At 23.4% G+C, this 20,751-nt stretch carries 25 protein-coding genes and 9 pseudogenes; 19 read left to right on the top strand and 15 right to left on the bottom strand.

What is annotated here, in order from left to right; all coding sequences use genetic code 4:
- Nucleotides 1–2 precede the first annotated feature (2 nt).
- Entirely contained in the window at nt 3–308 is a 306-nt protein-coding gene (locus tag AAHM78_RS00265) for a transposase family protein (protein ID WP_342254948.1), read from the bottom strand.
- 118 nt (nt 309–426) lie between these two features.
- Nucleotides 427–819 (bottom strand): transposase family protein, encoded by a 393-nt coding sequence (locus tag AAHM78_RS00270; RefSeq protein ID WP_342253581.1) that lies wholly within the window; start codon nt 817–819, stop codon nt 427–429.
- Between the two features lie 56 nt (nt 820–875).
- On the opposite strand from AAHM78_RS00270, the gene AAHM78_RS00275 reads away from it, so the two are divergent.
- A complete protein-coding gene (locus tag AAHM78_RS00275) occupies nt 876–1,580 on the top strand; it encodes an IS1595 family transposase (RefSeq protein WP_342253965.1) in 705 nt (234 codons plus the stop codon).
- A 169-nt stretch (nt 1,581–1,749) separates the two neighbouring features.
- Here AAHM78_RS00275 and AAHM78_RS00280 read toward each other — a convergent pair whose 3' ends face one another.
- Entirely contained in the window at nt 1,750–2,142 is a 393-nt protein-coding gene (locus AAHM78_RS00280; RefSeq protein ID WP_342252835.1) for a transposase family protein, read from the bottom strand.
- An 858-nt stretch (nt 2,143–3,000) separates the two neighbouring features.
- Between AAHM78_RS00280 and AAHM78_RS00285 the strand changes: the two genes are divergently transcribed.
- Together AAHM78_RS00285 and AAHM78_RS00290 are read left to right on the top strand one after the other, a co-directional pair.
- Nucleotides 3,001–3,126, top strand: coding sequence for a hypothetical protein (locus AAHM78_RS00285; protein WP_339046416.1), 126 nt, complete (start codon nt 3,001–3,003; stop codon nt 3,124–3,126).
- A 181-nt stretch (nt 3,127–3,307) separates the two neighbouring features.
- Nucleotides 3,308–3,457, top strand: coding sequence for a hypothetical protein (locus AAHM78_RS00290; protein WP_342253579.1), 150 nt, complete (start codon nt 3,308–3,310; stop codon nt 3,455–3,457).
- Here AAHM78_RS00290 and AAHM78_RS00295 read toward each other — a convergent pair.
- The gene (locus tag AAHM78_RS00295) at nt 3,454–4,275 is read right to left on the bottom strand and encodes an IS1595 family transposase (protein WP_342253966.1); all 822 of its coding nucleotides are present in this window, start codon (nt 4,273–4,275) and stop codon (nt 3,454–3,456) included. The two genes, AAHM78_RS00290 and AAHM78_RS00295, sit on opposite strands and share 4 nt — an antisense overlap.
- On the opposite strand from AAHM78_RS00295, the gene AAHM78_RS00300 reads away from it, so the two are divergent.
- A complete protein-coding gene (locus AAHM78_RS00300; RefSeq protein WP_342253967.1) occupies nt 4,275–4,562 on the top strand; it encodes a hypothetical protein in 288 nt (95 codons plus the stop codon). The genes AAHM78_RS00295 and AAHM78_RS00300 overlap by 1 nt on opposite strands.
- Here AAHM78_RS00300 and AAHM78_RS16515 read toward each other — a convergent pair.
- Nucleotides 4,549–4,674: pseudogene (locus tag AAHM78_RS16515) on the bottom strand (IS256 family transposase); the annotation flags it as partial. The gene AAHM78_RS00300 and the pseudogene AAHM78_RS16515 overlap by 14 nt on opposite strands.
- 79 nt (nt 4,675–4,753) lie before the next feature.
- Here AAHM78_RS16515 and AAHM78_RS00305 point away from each other — a divergent pair.
- Nucleotides 4,754–5,266: pseudogene (locus AAHM78_RS00305) on the top strand (transposase); the annotation flags it as partial.
- Between the two features lie 87 nt (nt 5,267–5,353).
- Here the strand turns inward: AAHM78_RS00305 and AAHM78_RS00310 are convergent.
- Complete coding sequence (locus tag AAHM78_RS00310; protein ID WP_342253969.1) at nt 5,354–6,313, bottom strand: IS1595 family transposase; 960 nt, start codon at nt 6,311–6,313, stop codon at nt 5,354–5,356.
- A gap of 80 nt (nt 6,314–6,393) precedes the next feature.
- Here AAHM78_RS00310 and AAHM78_RS00315 point away from each other — a divergent pair.
- A pseudogene (locus tag AAHM78_RS00315) lies at nt 6,394–6,858 on the top strand (IS256 family transposase); the annotation flags it as partial.
- 157 nt (nt 6,859–7,015) lie between these two features.
- Here the strand turns inward: AAHM78_RS00315 and AAHM78_RS00320 are convergent.
- The gene (locus AAHM78_RS00320; protein WP_342253575.1) at nt 7,016–7,816 is read right to left on the bottom strand and encodes a hypothetical protein; all 801 of its coding nucleotides are present in this window, start codon (nt 7,814–7,816) and stop codon (nt 7,016–7,018) included.
- Between the two features lie 300 nt (nt 7,817–8,116).
- Between AAHM78_RS00320 and AAHM78_RS00325 the strand changes: the two genes are divergently transcribed.
- The 5 genes and pseudogenes from AAHM78_RS00325 to AAHM78_RS00345 form a co-directional block, all read left to right on the top strand.
- Complete coding sequence (locus AAHM78_RS00325; protein ID WP_342253970.1) at nt 8,117–8,509, top strand: transposase family protein; 393 nt, start codon at nt 8,117–8,119, stop codon at nt 8,507–8,509.
- Nucleotides 8,510–8,568: 59 nt separating this feature from the next.
- Nucleotides 8,569–8,934, top strand: a complete 366-nt coding sequence (locus AAHM78_RS00330) for a transposase family protein (RefSeq protein ID WP_342254949.1) — start codon at nt 8,569–8,571, stop codon at nt 8,932–8,934.
- A gap of 144 nt (nt 8,935–9,078) precedes the next feature.
- The gene (locus AAHM78_RS00335; RefSeq protein WP_425289754.1) at nt 9,079–9,270 is read left to right on the top strand and encodes a pyridoxal-phosphate dependent enzyme; all 192 of its coding nucleotides are present in this window, start codon (nt 9,079–9,081) and stop codon (nt 9,268–9,270) included.
- 35 nt (nt 9,271–9,305) lie between these two features.
- Entirely contained in the window at nt 9,306–9,833 is a 528-nt protein-coding gene (locus AAHM78_RS00340; RefSeq protein WP_342253971.1) for a pyridoxal-phosphate dependent enzyme, read from the top strand.
- 97 nt (nt 9,834–9,930) lie between these two features.
- Nucleotides 9,931–10,062: pseudogene (locus tag AAHM78_RS00345) on the top strand (IS256 family transposase); the annotation flags it as partial.
- On the opposite strand, the gene AAHM78_RS00350 reads toward AAHM78_RS00345, so the two are convergent.
- From AAHM78_RS00350 to AAHM78_RS16520, 3 genes and pseudogenes are all read right to left on the bottom strand, one after another.
- Nucleotides 10,060–10,434: a transposase family protein gene (locus AAHM78_RS00350; RefSeq protein WP_342254951.1), complete on the bottom strand. Its 375-nt coding sequence runs from the start codon at nt 10,432–10,434 to the stop codon at nt 10,060–10,062. The pseudogene AAHM78_RS00345 and the gene AAHM78_RS00350 sit on opposite strands and share 3 nt — an antisense overlap.
- Nucleotides 10,435–10,484: 50 nt before the next feature.
- On the bottom strand, nt 10,485–10,877 hold the full coding sequence (locus AAHM78_RS00355; RefSeq protein ID WP_342253972.1) for a transposase family protein: 393 nt from the start codon (nt 10,875–10,877) through the stop codon (nt 10,485–10,487).
- 56 nt (nt 10,878–10,933) lie between these two features.
- Nucleotides 10,934–11,107 (bottom strand): annotated as a pseudogene (locus AAHM78_RS16520) (helix-turn-helix domain-containing protein); the annotation flags it as partial.
- 84 nt (nt 11,108–11,191) lie between these two features.
- On the opposite strand from AAHM78_RS16520, the pseudogene AAHM78_RS00360 reads away from it, so the two are divergent.
- Nucleotides 11,192–11,551: pseudogene (locus AAHM78_RS00360) on the top strand (IS256 family transposase); the annotation flags it as partial.
- A gap of 157 nt (nt 11,552–11,708) precedes the next feature.
- Here the strand turns inward: AAHM78_RS00360 and AAHM78_RS00365 are convergent.
- Entirely contained in the window at nt 11,709–12,509 is an 801-nt protein-coding gene (locus tag AAHM78_RS00365) for a hypothetical protein (protein ID WP_342253575.1), read from the bottom strand.
- A 300-nt stretch (nt 12,510–12,809) separates the two neighbouring features.
- Between AAHM78_RS00365 and AAHM78_RS00370 the strand changes: the two genes are divergently transcribed.
- From AAHM78_RS00370 to AAHM78_RS00390, 5 genes and pseudogenes are all read left to right on the top strand, one after another.
- Nucleotides 12,810–13,202: a transposase family protein gene (locus AAHM78_RS00370; RefSeq protein ID WP_342252835.1), complete on the top strand. Its 393-nt coding sequence runs from the start codon at nt 12,810–12,812 to the stop codon at nt 13,200–13,202.
- A gap of 59 nt (nt 13,203–13,261) precedes the next feature.
- On the top strand, nt 13,262–13,627 hold the full coding sequence (locus AAHM78_RS00375; RefSeq protein ID WP_342254952.1) for a transposase family protein: 366 nt from the start codon (nt 13,262–13,264) through the stop codon (nt 13,625–13,627).
- Between the two features lie 357 nt (nt 13,628–13,984).
- Nucleotides 13,985–15,102, top strand: a pseudogene (locus AAHM78_RS00380) (IS3 family transposase).
- Nucleotides 15,103–15,136: 34 nt separating this feature from the next.
- A complete protein-coding gene (locus AAHM78_RS00385) occupies nt 15,137–15,274 on the top strand; it encodes a transposase (RefSeq protein WP_425289771.1) in 138 nt (45 codons plus the stop codon).
- A 36-nt stretch (nt 15,275–15,310) separates the two neighbouring features.
- Entirely contained in the window at nt 15,311–16,885 is a 1,575-nt protein-coding gene (locus tag AAHM78_RS00390) for a DEAD/DEAH box helicase (RefSeq protein WP_342253973.1), read from the top strand.
- An 11-nt stretch (nt 16,886–16,896) separates the two neighbouring features.
- Here AAHM78_RS00390 and AAHM78_RS00395 read toward each other — a convergent pair whose 3' ends face one another.
- Both AAHM78_RS00395 and AAHM78_RS00400 read right to left on the bottom strand, forming a co-directional pair.
- Complete coding sequence (locus AAHM78_RS00395; protein WP_342253974.1) at nt 16,897–17,283, bottom strand: hypothetical protein; 387 nt, start codon at nt 17,281–17,283, stop codon at nt 16,897–16,899.
- A 23-nt stretch (nt 17,284–17,306) separates the two neighbouring features.
- Complete coding sequence (locus AAHM78_RS00400; RefSeq protein ID WP_342253975.1) at nt 17,307–17,927, bottom strand: ribonuclease H family protein; 621 nt, start codon at nt 17,925–17,927, stop codon at nt 17,307–17,309.
- A 126-nt stretch (nt 17,928–18,053) separates the two neighbouring features.
- Between AAHM78_RS00400 and AAHM78_RS00405 the strand changes: the two are divergent.
- A pseudogene (locus tag AAHM78_RS00405) lies at nt 18,054–19,172 on the top strand (IS3 family transposase).
- On the opposite strand, the gene AAHM78_RS00410 reads toward AAHM78_RS00405, so the two are convergent.
- Both AAHM78_RS00410 and AAHM78_RS00415 read right to left on the bottom strand, forming a co-directional pair.
- Nucleotides 19,159–19,443 carry an IS1/IS1595 family N-terminal zinc-binding domain-containing protein gene (locus tag AAHM78_RS00410; protein ID WP_342253976.1) on the bottom strand — a complete coding sequence of 95 codons (285 nt, stop codon included), beginning with the start codon at nt 19,441–19,443 and terminating at the stop codon, nt 19,159–19,161. The pseudogene AAHM78_RS00405 and the gene AAHM78_RS00410 overlap by 14 nt on opposite strands.
- Before the next feature lie 74 nt (nt 19,444–19,517).
- Nucleotides 19,518–20,270, bottom strand: a pseudogene (locus AAHM78_RS00415) (IS30 family transposase); the annotation flags it as partial.
- Between the two features lie 67 nt (nt 20,271–20,337).
- On the opposite strand from AAHM78_RS00415, the gene AAHM78_RS00420 reads away from it, so the two are divergent.
- Entirely contained in the window at nt 20,338–20,730 is a 393-nt protein-coding gene (locus AAHM78_RS00420; protein ID WP_342253978.1) for a transposase family protein, read from the top strand.
- Nucleotides 20,731–20,751 lie beyond the last annotated feature (21 nt).

Genomic DNA, 20,751 nt, shown 5'->3' on the forward strand with positions numbered 1-20,751 from the left:
AACTAAGGTAATTCAAAATTATATATTCCTGCTATTAAATTAAATCTTAATGCAAATCTTCGTATTTTATTGCGATATTTTAAACTTAAAATTTTAAAACGTTTTAGTTTAGCAAATACGTGTTCAATTTTAATTCTAATTTTACTTAAAGTTTTATTGTATTCTTTTTGAATTGGTGTTAATTGATTGTATTTACTTTTTTTAAATGGCAAAAATGTATTTTTATGAATATTTTGTATACCTTGATAACCCGAATCAACAAAAACTTTTTTTCTGGATGAATAAAAGTTTTGGATTTTAGAAGCAATTTAAAATCATGAATGCTTCCGAAACAAAAAGCAGTTGAAATAATTTTTCCATTGGAAATATCAATAATTATTTGGGATTTGAGAGAATGATGTTTCTTTTTACCTGAAAAAAGTAATTTTAGTTTTTTTTAATTCTTTCAATTGGAGTTTCAGTAGCATCAATAGCTAACAAATTATTATTAGTACCTTTATTTTTTGTTAAATCTTTTTTTCCAGGTAAATTAAAAATTCCGCTTTTTATTAAAATATTTTCAATTCAAAAAATATTACGAATGCAACTAGTATGACTAATATTATATCTTTTTGCAATAACTATATAACTACTATAGTCTTTTCAATATTCTAAAGTCATTAATAAACGCTCTTCAATTACAATTTTATTTTTTCTACCACCATAATATTTTTGTTTAGACTCAGCAATTTTTAAAATTTCAAGCATTTTATAAAATGTTTGTGGCTTTATGCCGACTAAACTATAAAATTCTTGATCATCTTTATATTTTTTCAACATAATAACTATCACCTTTAATATTAATAATAATCGTTAAATTGTTAAAATTAAAGGTTTTGCACCAAGTCTATTGAAGTCATTTATCTCATGAACAATGAGATTGAATAATTTGATTGTCATTGTTAGGTCAATCTGCTTATACTATTTCTCAATTTGCTAAAATTTCAAAAACATCAGCATGATTTAATCGTCAAAAATTTATGAAATCATCACAATTAGCAAAAACACAAAAACCATTCACAAAATTAAAAGGTAGAATTGAAATTGATGAAACTTTTATCAAAGAAATTCATAAAGGAAATTTAAAAAATCCAGATGATCCAAGAAAAAAATGAATTGAAGAAAATGCTAAAGATTTAAACTGTTGTATTGAAATGGCAATTGATGAAAATAAAAATATTTATGCTCAAACAACAAATACTAAAAGATTAACAAAAAAATGAGTACAAGAAAATTTAACATCTAAGCTTATCGAAGAAAAATCAATTATAGTTTGTGATATGCAAATACTATATGATACAGTAGCTAAACAAACAAAATGTACTCTCAAGAAATTTAAATCAAAAGAAAATAAAGAATTAAATTATAAAAATTTAAGTAATATCAGTAAAATACAATCAAGTTTAAAAGAATTTATTACTCATTATCATGGCATTGGATTTACCAATATTCAAAATTACCTCAATTTATGAAAATTTAAATACCAACATTATAAAATATCACCTTATGCAAAATCTGAAGCATTATATTTCAGTTTGTAAAAAAAATAAATCCCAAAATTAAATAAAATCAAATTTTAGGCCAGGTTGATGATTTTTTTTATTTCATCAAGAGTTTTTTTGAAAATTAAAATAATTTTTCCATTGGAAATATCAATAATTATTTGGGATTTGAGAGAATGATGTTTATTTTTACCTGAAAAAAGTAATTTTAGTTTTTTTTAATTCTTTCAATTGGAGTTTCAGTAGCATCAATAGCTAACAAATTATTATTAGTACCTTTATTTTTTGTTAAATCTTTTTTTCCAGGTAAATTAAAAATTCCGCTTTTTATTAAAATATTTTCAATTCAAAAAATATTACGAATGCAACTAGTATGACTAATATTATATCTTTTTGCAATAACTCTATAACTACTATAGTCTTTTCAATATTCTAAAGTCATTAATAAACGCTCTTCAATTACAATTTTATTTTTTCTACCACCATAATATTTTTGTTTAGACTCAGCAATTTTTAAAATTTCAAGCATTTTATAAAATGTTTGTGGCTTTATGCCGACTAAACTATAAAATTCTTGATCATCTTTATATTTTTTCAACATAATAACTATCACCTTTAATATTAATAATAATCGTTAAATTGTTAAAATTAAAGGTTTTGCACCAAGTCTAATAAATAAATTGGTCCCATATCACGCGCTCAACTATCTTGATATTTAATATCGATTAATTTGATAGTTGGATCTAATAGTTTGCGAGCTTCATTTCAATTACTTTTATTAATAATAATTTTTACTGGTTCATGCTTATTAATTGAGTTAGCTATTTTTGCAAAAACAGTTCGTGCTGGTTGACATTCTTTTTGTTAATTATCTTTCATAAGCGGTCAAATCATTCATGTGCCTTTATGTTCTATTGATTCAATTGGGGCAAAAAAACCATCTTTTTTTGGTGTTGATGTTAATAATTTGCTCATAATTTCCTCCCCCTTTAAGTAGTACTATTTATAATAGTGGATTTATGTAACCCTTATTCTATATATAAATAGTATTTTTATTATAAAATATTTTATTTACAAAATAAAATTTATTTCATAATAAAAGTGTTAAAATTAATTGAATATGATTTTATTTATCATTTTAATTAGTAAAATTAATGTAATATAAAGTATGATTTTTGTATATTATTTGCAATACATTTTATACATGCTATTATTTAGCAATAGTTATCTCAAATATTAGAAATAAACCATATGCATTATTATAGGTAATTAACAAGAGATTTTAGAAATTGTTAATTAACTTTTTCAAATAAATTATAACTAATTTATTTTAGAATTGTTCCTTTGCTTATTTTAATGAAAATTTAAAATAAAAAATTTAAAAAAATATGTTTTTCAAGCCCATTGTTTTATTTTTAATAAAATAAATGGTTTTTTTTATTTGAAAGGATGTAAAAAAGTGCCTACAGAAATTCAAGAAATAGGTTCTGATAATAAAAAGCAAAAAAATATTAAGGATTTTAGAAAAGAAATAACTTCTAAGATTACAAGTGCAAAAATAGAAAAAAATATTGCAAACAATTAATAAAAACAATTAATAGTGATGACCTTACTATATTTTTTAATAGTTTAATTAAAGCAGATTCATTATTTTGTTTTTTAAATATTGTTCATCATCTTTATAAAGAATTATTTTCTCTTTATAATAATAAAAAGTTTTTAGTATTTGATGAACTTTTATTAGAAAATTTAATAGATTCATTAGAATGAATTGAGAAAGAACAGCGAATTTTAATGAAGAACATAAATTAATTATTGAATTAAAAAAGGCTTTTCTCCCTTTATGTACTATTTTTAAATTTTATCACATAAATGCTGAGAAAAGCCTATCTACGGACTTCTCCCCACATTTTTAAATCAAACATAACATTACAGTTTCAAAACTAGGTATATTGTTGAATTTATATGCCGATTCTTTTGCGTATAAATGAACATGATGTTTTTCAACTTTGATATGTGTTTTAAATGTTCGTCTGATGTGCTTTCATGCCGATTCAATCTGGTTTATGTTTACACCAGTTTTTGAAACATAACCATCTTGATGGTTAACTGTTTCATGCTTAGTGAAAACTGATTTAAAATGGCGATATCCTTTTCAAGAATCAGTATGTACATCACACTTTGAAGAAATGTGGTTTCTTGCAAATTGCAAAAGATTTTTTTGATTTGCATTTTTCAACACTTTCACAATTAAATTATTGGTTGTTTTTTCATAAATCCCAACAATCAAAGTTTTATTTTTTAAGGATCTTCCTTGTTTTTTAAAACCCATATGTGAAAGATACATTTCATCCATTTGCACTATGCCCTCAAAAATGAATTGAGGTTCTTGTTTTGCAATTGCACTTCGGATTTTATGACCCATTCTTCAAGCAGTTTTCAAAGTTACTCCCAATTCTTTTGCAACATCAGTTGATGGAATTCCATGTTTGGTGTTTATTCATCTAAAGATGAGATAAAACCAAGATGTCAAAGGTGTTTGTGACTTGTAAAAAATGGTGTCATGAAGAATACTAAATGTTTGATGACATTTCAAACATCTTATTCTTCTTAAATCAGAAGTATTCAAATTTGTTCAAGAACACCTCATACATTTGTTTTCCTTCAAACTTGCTATATATTTCAAACAATCTTTTTCTGTTTGAAATATATTGTTGAACTCATTCAATTTCATTGTTTCCTCCACAAGTACATGTGGGGAGAAGTCCGTTAAAAAATATAGTTAAAGAATCATTTCCAGAGCAATATTTTGAAATTATAAAATTTAAACAAGAACAAGCACGAATTAATTTTGATTACTTTTTTCCTGAATTAAAAATTCCTGATAATGCGATTAATTTTTGAAAACAAATTATACAAGAAGAAAATCTAGAACAGTTTTTATCGGTAGAGTGAAAAGAAAAAATGAGGCTTTTATGTAATCTGTGTATCTTTGTTTTACAAGGTACTAGTTTAGATTAATTCTGTCTTCAAATTTTATCATAAAATGAGCAATTGCTGTATTTCAATTTTGAATGGGCATTGTTCATTTTTTTGTTATATTTTCAATTGCTAAGTAGGTAATGTTTAGTAATCTGTGTAACTTACAAAAATAACTATGTTTAATTAATTATAGTAAATATAATTAAATGACTAGAAAGAGTGAGTTACAAATGGTTAAAAAACAAAACATTAATAATAATGATCCAATATCACGAGCAGTAGATTTATTACTAGAAAATACTGAAGATTTAACAACAGTTTTTAAAGAAGAAGGTTTATATAAAGAATTAACAAAAAGATTAGTGGAAAAAATGTTGAATTCTGAAATGCAAAATTATTTAGGATATGAAAAAAATCAACATAGTAATAGTGAAAATGCTCTTAATGGCATAACTTCAAAAAAATTAATAACTCAAGAAGGTAAAATTGAAATTGATGTACCACGAGATCGTAATAGTAATTTTACTCCTGTAATAGTGCCAAAAAGACAAAGAAGATTTGATGGTTTTGATCAACAAGTTCTTTCACTATATGCAAAAGGTATGACAGTATCTGACATTAGAATGCAGTTGCAAGAGTTATATCATGGTGCAGATATTAGTGAAAGTGTTATTAGTCAAATTACTGATGATGTTATTGATGATGTCAAAGCATGGCAAAATCGTCCATTAGAAATTATTTTTAATTTTCAAAAAAACTCTTGATGAAATAAAAAAAATCATCAACCTGGCCTAAAATTTGATTTTATTTAATTTTGGGATTTATTTTTTTTACAAACTGAAATATAATGCTTCGGATTTTGCATAAGGTGATATTTTATAATGTTGGTATTTAAATTTTCATAAATTGAGGTAATTTTGAATATTGGTAAATCCAATGCCATGATAATGAGTAATAAATTCTTTTAAACTTGATTGTATTTTACTGATATTACTTAAATTTTTATAATTTAATTCTTTATTTTCTTTTGATTTAAATTTCTTGAGAGTACATTTTGTTTGTTTAGCTACTGTATCATATAGTATTTGCATATCACAAACTATAATTGATTTTTCTTCGATAAGCTTAGATGTTAAATTTTCTTGTACTCTTTTTTTTGTTAATCTTTTAGTATTTGTTGTTTGAGCATAAATATTTTTATTTTCATCAATTGCCATTTCAATACAACAGTTTAAATCTTTAGCATTTTCTTCAATTCATTTTTTTCTTGGATCATCTGGATTTTTGAAATTTCCTTTATGAATTTCTTTGATAAAAGTTTCATCAATTTCAATTCTACCTTTTAATTTTGTGAATGGTTTTTGTGTTTTTGCTAATTGTGATGATTTCATAAATTTTTGACGATTAAATCATGCTGATGTTTTTGAAATTTTAGCAAATTGAGAAATAGTATAAGCAGATTGACCTAACAATGACAATCAAATTATTCAATCTCATTGTTCATGAGATAAATGACTTCAATGTAAAAAATGATTTCTTAAAGCATCAAAGCTACTTTTACAATCTTTGCATAAATATTTTTGCTTATTATTCTTAAAACCATTTTTTACACATCAATAAGATTTACAATTTGGACATTGAATTCCTTTTTCTTTAAATTTTTTATCAATTGCATCTAATTTTTCTTTTTTTTCAATTTGTTTAATTCTATTTTTAAAATGTCTAATAATTTTTATAAATTCTTCATCTTTTTTGTTTTTTAAAACATCAATTAATTCATTATTAGTCACAAAAAATCACCCCTGATATAAAAATATTACTTTTAATTTAAAATTAAAAGTAATATCAAGATTTTTTGTGAAAATTAAAAGAAATTATTTATCCGATTGTTTATTTTGATTGTATAGTAGTTAAAGTACGACAAGATAAACGGATTATTAACAAATCGGTTTATATAGCACTAGGAGTTGATTTAGAAGGTAAAAAAGATGTTTTAGGTTTATGAATTAGTGAAAATGAAGGTTCTAAATTTTGATTATCTAATTTTACAGAAATGAAAAATCGAGGCTTAAATGATATTCTTATTGCTTGTAGTGATAATTTAACAGGCATGTCAGAAGCAATACAATCAGTTTATCCTAAAACCGAACATCAATTATGCATAGTTCATCAAATTAGAAATAGTTTAAAATATGTTTCATACAAACATCGAAAATCTCTAGTTACAGATTTAAAACCAATTTATAGTGCATGTAGTGAAGAACAAGCAATGCAAGCTTTAGAATCGTTTGAAAATAAATGAAATAAACAATATCCTCAAATTACTAAACATTACCTATTAATAATAAAAAATGCCAATTAAAGGCATTTTTATTTAAAATAATTTCTAAAATAAACTTAAGATTAAAAAATCTATACATTTTTATTATAAAATATTAATATATAAAATTCAATAAAAATTACTTATATATAAAATAAGTAATTTTTTTATTTTATAAATTATTATAACTATAATCTCAATTTAATGAAGCATTATCATAATTTAATGGTACTTCACTCATATCATCACTACCATAATTACTTGCATTATCATTTACTAATCTTGCTTGTTCATTTGTAAATGCTGTTTCTTGCATTTCTTCAATATGATTTGTAGTTTCCATAGGTAGTAAATTATGGATTATTTCACTTGCACCCGCAACAATAGTTGGAACTGCATAAGCATTATTAAAATTATTATTAATACCCATAGCAACACCACTACTAATCAAACAACCACCAGTAGCCATATTTGCTATTTTACGTATAGTTTCAAATTTACTTGGTATTAATTCAGTAATTCCAGCAACTAAATTTGCAATACCATATGAGTTAAGACTAATAAATGTATCTCAATCCATTAAATGATTATCATTATTATTAGTAGTACTTAATAATAAATCTGGTGGGAATGGGTCAATAGTAGTAGTTATTGGACTTTCAGTTGGATTATGATTAATATCTGCATTAGTAAATTTAGCATAATTCACCAATCCAATTGTTCCTAAACCTAAAATAATTTTTTTAGAACTATTTAATAATTTAGTTTTATAAGATGGTCTTTGATTTAAATTTCAAATATCAATTCCTAATTTTTTACTAAATAACAAAGCATTTATTGAACCTAATACTCGATTTCCTATTAACTGACCATAGTAGGCAGAAGTGCCTATCATTGCTGATAATGGACTTATTCCCATTCTTATTAATTTTAATAAAGTATAATTTGATTGTGAATTTTCTGTATTTGGCATTTTCTATTCTCTTTTTATAAATTTAAATTTCATATGTCCAATAGTATCTCTATTATTACCAACTATAATTAAATATCCAGTTTGATTATTTTCTAAAATTCATGAATAAAAAATATCTTGTGGATATAATTTTGGATATAAATTTAATGCTAATAAATAACATAAAGCATCTTCTTTATTTTTTAATAATTCTACTGTTCGACATTTTATTTCTTTAGGACTTTTTTCATTAGACTTGGTGCAAAACCTTTAATTTTAAAAATTTAACGATTATTATTAATATTAAAGGTGATAGTTATTATGTTGAAAAAATATAAAGATGATCAAGAATTTTATAGTTTAGTCGGCATAAAGCCACAAACATTTTATAAAATGCTTGAAATTTTAAAAATTGCTGAGTCTAAACAAAAATATTATGGTGGTAGAAAAAATAAAATTGTAATTGAAGAGCGTTTATTAATGACTTTAGAATATTGAAAAGACTATAGTAGTTATAGAGTTATTGCAAAAAGATATAATATTAGTCATACTAGTTGCATTCGTAATATTTTTTGAATTGAAAATATTTTAATAAAAAGCGGAATTTTTAATTTACCTGGAAAAAAAGATTTAACAAAAAATAAAGGTACTAATAATAATTTGTTAGCTATTGATGATACTGAAACTCCAATTGAAAGAATTAAAAAAAACTAAAATTACTTTTTTCAGGTAAAAAGAAACATCATTCTCTCAAATCCCAAATAATTATTGATATTTCCAATGGAAAAATTATTTCAACTGCTTTTTGTTTTGGAAGCATTCATGATTTTAAATTGCTTCTAAAATCTAAAACTTTTATTCATCCAGAAAAACAAGTTTTTGTTGATTCAGGTTATCCAGGTATACAAAATATTCATAAAAATACATTTTTGCCATTTAAAAAAAGTAAATACAATCAATTAACACCAATTCAAAAAGAATACAATAAAACTTTAAGTAAAATTAGAATTAAAATTGAACACGTATTTGCTAAACTAAAACGTTTTAAAATTTTAAGTTTAAAATATCGCAATAAAATACGAAGATTTGCATTAAGATTTAATTTAATAGCAGGAATATATAATTTTGAATTACCTTAGTTTTGCACCAAGTCTATTGTATAATTAATTATATTTGAGAAATTAGATAGAAACTCAGGAGGAACCATTGCGGAAAATTTAGTAAGTGAAGAAGTAATTGAAGAAACGTATTCAAAAATTAAAGATAAAATTAGTAAGACAAGTTTGATAAAAGGAGATAAACTTTCTTCATTTTCTGGTAATAATATATTTTTAAAGTTAGAAAATTTACAAAAAACAGGTAGTTTTAAAATTAGAGGAGCTTTAAATAAAATTCTTAATTTATCAAAGGAACAGCAAGCAAAGGGTTTAATTGCTGCTAGTGCTGGTAATCATGCACAAGGAGTCGCGCTTTAGCAGCTTCAAGTTTAAATTTAGTATCCAAGATAGTTATGCCTGTAACAGCACCACTAGCCAAAATTGCCGCTACTAAAGAATTTGGTGGTGCTAAATGTACTGTTAAACTTTTTGGTAATATGTTTGATGATGCAATGTCTGAAGCATTAAGACTTGAAAAAGAAGAAGGGTTAACGTTAGTTCATCCATATGATGATAATTTTGTTATTGCTGGTCAAGGTACAATTGGTTTAGAAATATATGAGCAAATGAATGCAATTGGTAAAGAAATTGATTATTGTTTAGTTCCAATTGGTGGAGGAGGACTTTTAAGTGGTATTTCAATTTATTTAAAAAGTAAAAATCCAAATATTAAATTTATTGGGATTGAGGCACAAAATGTTGATTCTTATAATCAAGCTTTAAAACAAGGAAAACCATTTAAAATTCAAGGTAAAAGTTCAATTGCTGATGGAATTGCTGTTAAACAAACAGGAGAATTAACATTTAATATTTTAAAGAAAAATGTTTTAATTTTCAAAAAAAATCTTGATGAAATAAAAAAAATCATCAACCTGGCCTAAAATGGTAATGTTTAGTAATCTGTGTAACTTACAAAAATAACTATGTTTAATTAATTCTAGTAAATATAATTAAATGACTAGAAAGAGTGAGTTACAAATGGTTAAAAAACAAAACATTAATAATAATGATCCAATATCACAAGCAGTAGATTTATTACTAGAAAATACTGAAGATTTAACAACAGTTTTTAAAGAAGGAGGTTTATATAAAAGACTTGGTGCAAAACTAAGGTAATTCAAAATTATATATTCCTGCTATTAAATTAAATCTTAATGCAAATCTTCGTATTTTATTGCGATATTTTAAACTTAAAATTTTAAAACGTTTTAGTTTAGCAAATACGTGTTCAATTTTAATTCTAATTTTACTTAAAGTTTTATTGTATTCTTTTTGAATTGGTGTTAATTGATTGTATTTACTTTTTTTAAATGGCAAAAATGTATTTTTATGAATATTTTGTATACCTTGATAACCCGAATCAACAAAAACTTGTTTTTCTGGATGAATAAAAGTTTTAGATTTTAGAATCAATTTAAAATCATGAATGCTTCCAAAACAAAAAGCAGTTGAAATAATTTTTCCATTGGAAATATCAATAATTATTTGGGATTTGAGAGAATGATGTTTCTTTTTACCTGAAAAAAGTAATTTTAGTTTTTTTTAATTCTTTCAATTGGATTTTCAGTAGCATCAATAGCTAACAAATTATTATTAGTACCTTTATTTTTTGTTAAATCTTTTTTTCCAGGTAAATTAAAAATTCCGCTTTTTATTAAAATATTTTCAATTCAAAAAATATTACGAATGCAACTAGTATGACTAATATTATATCTTTTTGCAATAACTCTATAACTACTATAGTCTTTTCAATATTCTAAAGTCATTAATAAACGCTCTTCAATTACAATTTTATTTTTTCTACCACCATAATATTTTTGTTTAGACTCAGCAATTTTTAAAATTTCAAGCATTTTATAAAATGTTTGTGGCTTTATGCCGACTAAACTATAAAATTCTTGATCATCTTTATATTTTTTCAACATAATAACTATCACCTTTAATATTAATAATAATCGTTAAATTGTTAAAATTAAAGGTTTTGCACCAAGTCTAATATTTCTAATGGCAATAAGTTTTTATTTAATGATCTACAAACTCTATGTACAGTTGATTTACTATAATCAACAATTTTTGCTATTTTACGAATCTAAAATCCATAATTTTTATATTCTTTTATTGCTATTATTGATTCAATACTCAGATACTTATACATTGCGCTAATTCCTTTCTTTTCTTAATTATAGACCTAACACAATTTAATTTTTATATAAGTGTCCTTTTTAATTTTACAATTAAAGAGGGTAAAAAAGATGTTTTAGGTTTATGAATTAGTGAAAATGAAGGTTCTAAATTTTGATTATCTAATTTTACAGAAATGAAAAATCGAGGCTTAAATGATATTCTTATTGCTTGTAGTGATAATTTAACAGGCATGTCAGAAGCAATACAATCAGTTTATCCTAAAACCGAACATCAATTATGCATAGTTCATCAAATTAGAAATAGTTTAAAATATGTTTCATACAAACATCGAAAATCTCTAGTTACAGATTTAAAACCAATTTATAGTGCATGTAGTGAAGAACAAGCAATGCAAGCTTTAGAATCGTTTGAAAATAAATGAAATAAACAATATCCTCAAATTACTAAACATTACCTATTAATAATAAAAAATGCCAATTAAAGGCATTTTTATTTAAAATAATTTCTAAAATAAACTTAAGATTAAAAAATCTATACATTTTTATTATAAAATATTAATATATAAAATTCAATAAAAATTACTTATATATAAAATAAGTAATTTTTTTATTTTATAAATTATTATAACTATAATCTCAATTTAATGAAGCATTATCATAATTTAATGGTACTTCACTCATATCATCACTACCATAATTACTTGCATTATCATTTACTAATCTTGCTTGTTCGTTTGTAAATGCTGTTTCTTGCATTTCTTCAATATGATTTGTAGTTTCCATAGGTAGTAAATTATGGATTATTTCACTTGCACCCGCAACAATAGTTGGAACTGCATAAGCATTATTAAAATTATTATTAATACCCATAGCAACACCACTACTAATCAAACAACCACCAGTAGCCATATTTGCTATTTTACGTATAGTTTCAAATTTACTTGGTATTAATTCAGTAATTCCAGCAACTAAATTTGCAATACCATATGAGTTAAGACTAATAAATGTATCTCAATCCATTAAATGATTATCATTATTATTAGTAGTACTTAATAATAAATCTGGTGGGAATGGGTCAATAGTAGTAGTTATTGGACTTTCAGTTGGATTATGATTAATATCTGCATTAGTAAATTTAGCATAATTCACCAATCCAATTGTTCCTAAACCTAAAATAATTTTTTTAGAACTATTTAATAATTTAGTTTTATAAGATGGTCTTTGATTTAAATTTCAAATATCAATTCCTAATTTTTTACTAAATAACAAAGCATTTATTGAACCTAATACTCGATTTCCTATTAACTGACCATAGTAGGCAGAAGTGCCTATCATTGCTGATAATGGACTTATTCCCATTCTTATTAATTTTAATAAAGTATAATTTGATTGTGAATTTTCTGTATTTGGCATTTTCTATTCTCCTTTTATAAATTTAAATTTCATATGTCCAATAGTATCTCTATTATTACCAACTATAATTAAATATCCAGTTTGATTATTTTCTAAAATTCATGAATAAAAAATATCTTGTGGATATAATTTTGGATATAAATTTAATGCTAATAAATAACATAAAGCATCTTCTTTATTTTTTAATAATTCTACTGTTCGACATTTTATTTCTTTAGGACTTTTTTCATTAGACTTGGTGCAAAACCTTTAATTTTAAAAATTTAACGATTATTATTAATATTAAAGGTGATAGTTATTATGTTGAAAAAATATAAAGATGATCAAGAATTTTATAGTTTAGTCGGCATAAAGCCACAAACATTTTATAAAATGCTTGAAATTTTAAAAATTGCTGAGTCTAAACAAAAATATTATGGTGGTAGAAAAAATAAAATTGTAATTGAAGAGCGTTTATTAATGACTTTAGAATATTGAAAAGACTATAGTAGTTATAGAGTTATTGCAAAAAGATATAATATTAGTCATACTAGTTGCATTCGTAATATTTTTTGAATTGAAAATATTTTAATAAAAAGCGGAATTTTTAATTTACCTGGAAAAAAAGATTTAACAAAAAATAAAGGTACTAATAATAATTTGTTAGCTATTGATGCTACTGAAACTCCAATTGAAAGAATTAAAAAAAACTAAAATTACTTTTTTCAGGTAAAAAGAAACATCATTCTCTCAAATCCCAAATAATTATTGATATTTCCAATGGAAAAATTATTTCAACTGCTTTTTGTTTTGGAAGCATTCATGATTTTAAATTGCTTCTAAAATCTAAAACTTTTATTCATCCAGAAAAACAAGTTTTTGTTGATTCAGGTTATCAAGGTATACAAAATATTCATAAAAATACATTTTTGCCATTTAAAAAAAGTAAATACAATCAATTAACACCAATTCAAAAAGAATACAATAAAACTTTAAGTAAAATTAGAATTAAAATTGAACACGTATTTGCTAAACTAAAACGTTTTAAAATTTTAAGTTTAAAATATCGCAATAAAATACGAAGATTTGCATTAATATTTAATTTAATAGCAGGAATATATAATTTTGAATTACCTTAGTTTTGCACCAAGTCTAATGACAGAATTTATGTATATATTTAATTAATTCTATTAAAAATAAAAATTTAAACACTAGAAAGTTTAAACCTGAATATATTGAATAATTAATAACTTTATTATCTTTAAATCAAAGATTATCAAATCAAGTTATTGAATCTTCAAAAAAAGGAAAAATAAGGTATGATCAGTTAACAATTTTATCTATTAAAAATATTAGCGAGGAAGAAATTATTTTTGATAATGAATAAGAAAGAAAAACTTATAAATCCATGAAAGAGTCTTGGATAGGTTACACTTTATTGGACACTAATTACGTAGACAAGCGAACAAATTAGTTAAAAGAAAGGAACTATAATTATGGCCAATATTAACTCATATACCGACGCATTTAAGAAACAAATAGTAGCTTTATATCAAAGTTGTAAGTCAGTGTCTTGTCTTGCTAAAGAGTACAATGTTACAAGAGCAGCTACTTATAATTGAATTAAGCAATTTACTAATTCAGGTAGTTTTAAATCTAAAGATAATCGTTCTGTTGAAGAAAATGAATTAATTAAATTAAGAAAAGAATTAAAATAGTTACGAATGGAAAATGATATTTTAAAGCAAGCAGCACTAATAATAGGCAGAAAATAGAGATTATTATCAATAATAAATGTAAATATAAAATTCGTACAATGTGTCGTTTTTTAAAGCTCTCTAAATCAACATATTATTTTAATTTCAAGAAAAAAGAAAAAAATCAAAATAATATGTATGATGAAGCTGTTATTAGTGCTTTTAAAGAAAATAAAGAAATTTATGGCACAAGAAGATTAAAAGTCATATTATAAAACCAAGAAATTTATTTATCAAGACGAAAAATTAAAGAAATTATGAATAAACATAATTTAATATCAAAATACACTAAATTAAGAAACAAAAATCATCATAATAAAGTCAATGATAGTCAAATAACTAATCTTGTTAATAGAAACTTTAAGAATAGGATTAAAAATGAAGTTATTGTTAGTGATTTAACTTATGTTCAAGTAAATGGTAAGTGAAACTATATTTGTTTATTAATAGACCTATTTAACCGCGAAATTATTGGACATAGTGTAGGCACTAAAAAAGATGCATCATTAGTATATGAAGCATTTATGCAATCAAATCGCTGTTTAAAAGATATTCAAATATTTCATAGCGATCGAGGTAATGAATTTAATAATAAAATTATTGATAAACTTTTACTAGCATTCAATATTACTCGCTCTTTAAGCAAAAAAGGATGTCCTTATGACAATGCTGTTGCTGAAGCAACTTTTAAAACTTTCAAAACAGAATTTATTAATGATAAAAATTTTAGATCATTAATCCAATTAAAATTAGAATTATTTGATTACATCAATTGATACAACAACATAAGAATCCACAGCACTTTAAACTACTTAACTCCAGTTAATTATCAAAAACAAATGTCTACCAAAAAATAGTCCTAAAAAGGGTTGCCATTCCACTTTAAGTAAAATTAGAATTAAAATTGAACACGTATTTGCTAAACTAAAACGTTTTAAAATTTTAAGTTTAAAATATCGCAATAAAATACGAAGATTTGCATTAAGATTTAATTTAATAGCAGTAATATATAATTTTGAATTACCTTAGTTTTGCACCAAGTCTAATGAACATATTACAATTAAAGTGAAAAAAAATAAAAAAGAAATTTTAAATGCACTAGGTATTATTGATATCAATAATACTAATGAATTTAAAATATTTAATACTCCGTTTGCTCTTGAAATACTACTTAAATATACAAATAATAATGATAAATTAAAACAAATATATGAACACTCACTAATATCATGAAAAAAAATCCAACAAGAAAAAAACTTAAATGATTATCCAGGTAATCCTAAACTAAGACATTATCAACGTGTTGATGTTGCAATTTTAAAAGCAAATAAAAGATTTGGCTTATTTAATGAAATGCGTACTGGGAAAACACCAACTATTTTAACAGCATTATCAGAAATGAAAACTAATAAAATATTATTTGTTGTTCCTAAGTCAACTATTTTATTAACATGGGTTCCTGAAATTAAAAAATGAACTACCTATAATTGTATTACTATTAAAGATGATATTACTAAAGTGCGAACAGAAAAATATAATCAATTTAAAAATAGTAATAATTGTATTTTAGTAGTTTCTAAAAACACTTTTAAAAATGATATAAAAAATAAATTATTAACTAAATTTGATTTTACATTAGTTATTTATGAAGCACATTTTTTAAGAAACTATAAAACCGCACAAAGTTCAACAATTTTGGAAGTTGCAAATAAAGTATCATCAGTTTATTGTTTAACTGGTACCCCTGCCAATAATCATCCTAGTGATATTTTTGGTATATTAAAAATTATTGATAATAAACTATATAAAAATATTGATTATTGAGATTTTGTTGCTCGTTATTTTGGAATAATTAGAAAACGTATTACCAATTTTGTAACTATTAATATACCAAAACCAAATGTTAAACCACAACTAGCAGCAGAGTTTGATTATTTAGTTAAAAAAATATCAATTATGCGCAAACAAATTGATGTACGTAATGAAATGCCAAAAATTATTAAAAATGATTTAATTTTAACTATGCCCAAAGCACAAACCGCAATTTATTATGATACTCTTGAAACTATGAAACAAGAATTATTTTATAATAAAAAATCTAAAATAACTTTTTTACAAATATTTACGAAATTAAGAACTATTTGTTCAACACCTATTAATGAAGGAATGAAAGAATTAGGAGCAAAATTTAATTGACTACTAGACTACTTACATGATAATGAAAATGATTCAATTATTATTTATAGTAGTTTTAGTGATAAAGGAATTAACATTTTAAGTAACATTTTAGATAAACATAAATTAAATCATCAATTAATTACTGGTAAAGTAAATCATGAACAAAGGCTTAAAGCTATTAGTGATTTTCAAAGTAAAAAAGTTAAAATTATTTTATGTAATATTAAATCTACTAATGTTGGTATCACATTAGATAAAGGTGATGTTATTATTTTTCTAGATCGTGAATTAAACCCAACCGAAAATGAGCAAGCTGAAAGTCGCTTTTTTCCAACTCAATTAAACGATAATAAAACTAGAGAAATTATTAATTTATATTGCGCTAATACTATCGATTTAAAAATTAGAGACATCCTTAATAATAAAATAATTAATGATCAAGGTATTAATTTTTTTGAATAATTTTATTATATTTAATAAACTAAACGAGGATTAACAACAAGATCTGCATTATTATTAGGAATGAATTGTTCATCGTTAATTTCAAGAATATATTCTTGCAATAAAGGCGCAAATTCGTTTGAAGATTGAAAAGAATGGGTGTTATCAATGATTTGTTGACTTTCAAAAAATTCTCTATAATCACCATTATCTTCTTCATCATTTAAACAACAAAAAAGACCTGAAATAAAACCAAAAAGAGCACCAGTAAAACATCCCGAAAGCACTGTTATAGCTGAAGTAATATCAAATTCAAGAATATTTTGTTCTCTTTTTTGATATAAATCAGAAAGAGTAAACAAACTACCTCCAATAATATTTCCTAAACAAGTTGCTAATATTATTTTTTTATTAATCATGTTATTTACCACCTTTTTAACATTTAAATTATTGGTTTAGACATTTTTTTTAAATTAAATGCTTTTCAAGCAAGAGCATCTGCTTCATCATTATATATATTACCACTATGACTTTTAACTCATTTAAAATAAACATTAACATCTTTTGCTATTTTATCATAAAATGCTTTATATGCCTTTGTTTCTACTTTAGTAGTTTTTCATTCACCAGTACATCATTTACTAATTCCAACATAATCATGACAAATTAAAATTGATTTTATATTATTTTCCAAAGCTAACTGCATTGCCTTTTGTGCACCCATTATTTCTCCAGCAACATTTCTTAATTTTGCTCAATTATCATCATCAAATTTTTCATAAAATATATCTTTTTTGCCATTATTTAAGAAAACAAGTCCATAAGAAAATTGATTAATTTCTTCTTTAAAACTACCATCAGTATATGCTATTACTTCATATTTATACTGATTTTCAGATTTTATTTGAATTTTATCATCTAAATAATCTTGAGCTTCTTTTTTAGTTGCAAATTTTTTATACTGAGCACCAGCATAACCTCTAATTTGTGTTTCACATTCATTCCAGTTTTCAAATATTCCAGTGACTCTACCTTTTTTTACTGCATAAAATTTACTTGCCATAATTATGACTCCTCTATTGTTTATTTTAATTTTACAATAATATTAAATTTTGGATAGGTTACACTTTATTGGACACTAATTACGTAGACAAGTGAACAAATTAGTTAAAAGAAAGGAACTATAATTATGGCCAATATTAACTCATATACCGACGCATTTAAGAAACAAATAGTAGCTTTATATCAAAGTTGTAAGTCAGTGTCTTGTCTTGCTAAAGAGTACAATGTTACAAGAGCAGCTACTTATAATTGAATTAAGCAATTTACTAATTCAGGTAGTTTTAAATCTAAAGATAATCGTTCTGTTGAAGAAAATGAATTAATTAAATTAAGAAAAGAATTAAAATAGTTACGAATGGAAAATGATATTTTAAAGCAAGCAGCACTAATAATAGGCAGAAAATAGAGATTATTATCAATAATAAATGTAAATATAAAATTCGTACAATGTGTCGTTTTTTAAAGCTCTCTAAATCAACATATTATTTTAATTTCAAGAAAAAAGAAAAAAATCAAAATAATATGTATGATGAAGCTGTTATTAGTGCTTTTAAAGAAAATAAAGAAATTTATGGCACAAGAAGATTAAAAGTCATATTATAAAACCAAGAAATTTATTTATCAAGACGAAAAATTAAAGAAATTATGAATAAACATAATTTAATATCAAAATACACTAAATTAAGAAACAAAAATCATCATAATAAAGTCAATGATAGTCAAATAACTAATCTTGTTAATAGAAACTTTAAGAATAGGATTAAAAATGAAGTTATTGTTAGTGATTTAACTTATGTTCAAGTAAATGGTAAGTGAAACTATATTTGTTTATTAATAGACCTATTTAACCGCGAAATTATTGGACATAGTGTAGGCACTAAAAAAGATGCATCATTAGTATATGAAGCATTTATGCAATCAAATCGCTGTTTAAAAGATATTCAAATATTTCATAGCGATCGAGGTAATGAATTTAATAATAAAATTATTGATAAACTTTTACTAGCATTCAATATTACTCGCTCTTTAAGCAAAAAAAGGATGTCCTTATGACAATGCTGTTGCTGAAGCAACTTTTAAAACTTTCAAAACAGAATTTATTAATGATAAAAATTTTACATCATTAATCCAATTCAAATTAGAATTATTTGATTATATCAATTGATATAACAACATACGAATTCATAGCACTTTAAATTACCTAACTCCAGTTAATTATCAAAAACAAATGTCTACCAAAAAATAGTCCTAAAAAAGGTTGCCATTCCAGCATCAAAGCTACTTTTACAATCTTTGCATAAATATTTTTGCTTATTATTCTTAAAACCATTTTTTACACATCAATAAGATTTACAATTTGGACATTGAATTCCTTTTTCTTTAAATTTTTTATCAATTGCATCTAATTTTTCTTTTTTCTCAATTTGTTTAATTCTATTTTTAAAATGTCTAATAATTTTTATAAATTCTTCATCTTTTTTGTTTTTTAAAACATCAATTAATTCATTATTAGTCACAAAAAATCACCCCTGATATAAAAATATTACTTTTAATTTTAAATTAAAAGTAATATCAAGATTTTTTGTGAAAATTAAAACGATTTTCTGAGTGTAGAATTAATTTGAAATGCTATAAAATTTAAATCTTTTTGTTTATATGAAGATAGATCTGTAGATTTTGGTAAATATCTTCTTAAAATACCATTATTATTTTCATTTAAACCCCTTTGGCAAGGTTTACCGGGATCTGCAAAATAAATTTTGACATTACAAATTTTTTCGATTAATCTTCATTTACTAAATTCTTTACCACGATCAAAAGTAATGGTTTTAACTGTTCCTTTTTGTAACTTTGAAATAAATTTTATTATACTTTTTGTAATATTTTCTGATTTATGATTTTTAGTTACTAAAGGAATTGTGGTTTTTGATCATATATCAGCCAAAGTAATAATAGAACTTTTATGATCTTTGCCAATGATAGTATCACCTTCTAAATGACCAAATTCTTGTATATTTTTAATATTAGGAATGATTAAATTTCTTTCATGAATAGACTTACAATTATTAATTTTGCCCCTAGTTTCTTTTTGTTTGTGAGATTTATTTTTGCCTTTTCTCAATAAGTTATTTTCATCAAAACCCATTCGATTTGTTTTAAACATGTTATATAAAGTTTTTGTTGAAATACTTTTTATTTTATTTTCCTTTAAAAAGTTAGCAATTATATCAAGAGCATACTTTTTAGTAATTAACAAATGATTAATACTATTAATTTCTGTTAAAGTTAAAATTATTAATTTTCTGCCTGCATTTTGTTTATTTTTTTGAAATTGATTCAATAGACTTGGTGCAAAACCTTTAATTTTAACAATTTAACGATTATTATTAATATTAAAGGTGATAGTTATTATGTTGAAAAAATATAAAGATGATCAAGAATTTTATAGTTTAGTCGGCATAAAGCCACAAACATTTTATAAAATGCTTGAAATTTTAAAAATTGCTGAGTCTAAACAAAAATATTATGGTGGTAGAAAAAATAAAATTGTAATTGAAGAGCGTTTATTAATGACTTTAGAATATTGAAAAGACTATAGTAGTTATAGAGTTATTGCAAAAAGATATAATATTAGTCATACTAGTTGCATTCGTAATATTTTTTGAATTGAAAATATTTTAATAAAAAGCGGAATTTTTAATTTACCTGGAAAAAAAGATTTAACAAAAAATAAAGGTATTAATAATAATTTGTTAGCTATTGATGCTACTGAAAATCCAATTGAAAGAATTAAAAAAAACTAAAATTACTTTTTTCAGGTAAAA

The sequence above is a fragment of the Spiroplasma endosymbiont of Zeiraphera isertana genome, assembly GCF_964030805.1.
Classification (GTDB): Bacteria; Bacillota_I; Bacilli_A; order Mycoplasmatales; family VBWQ01; genus Spiroplasma_E.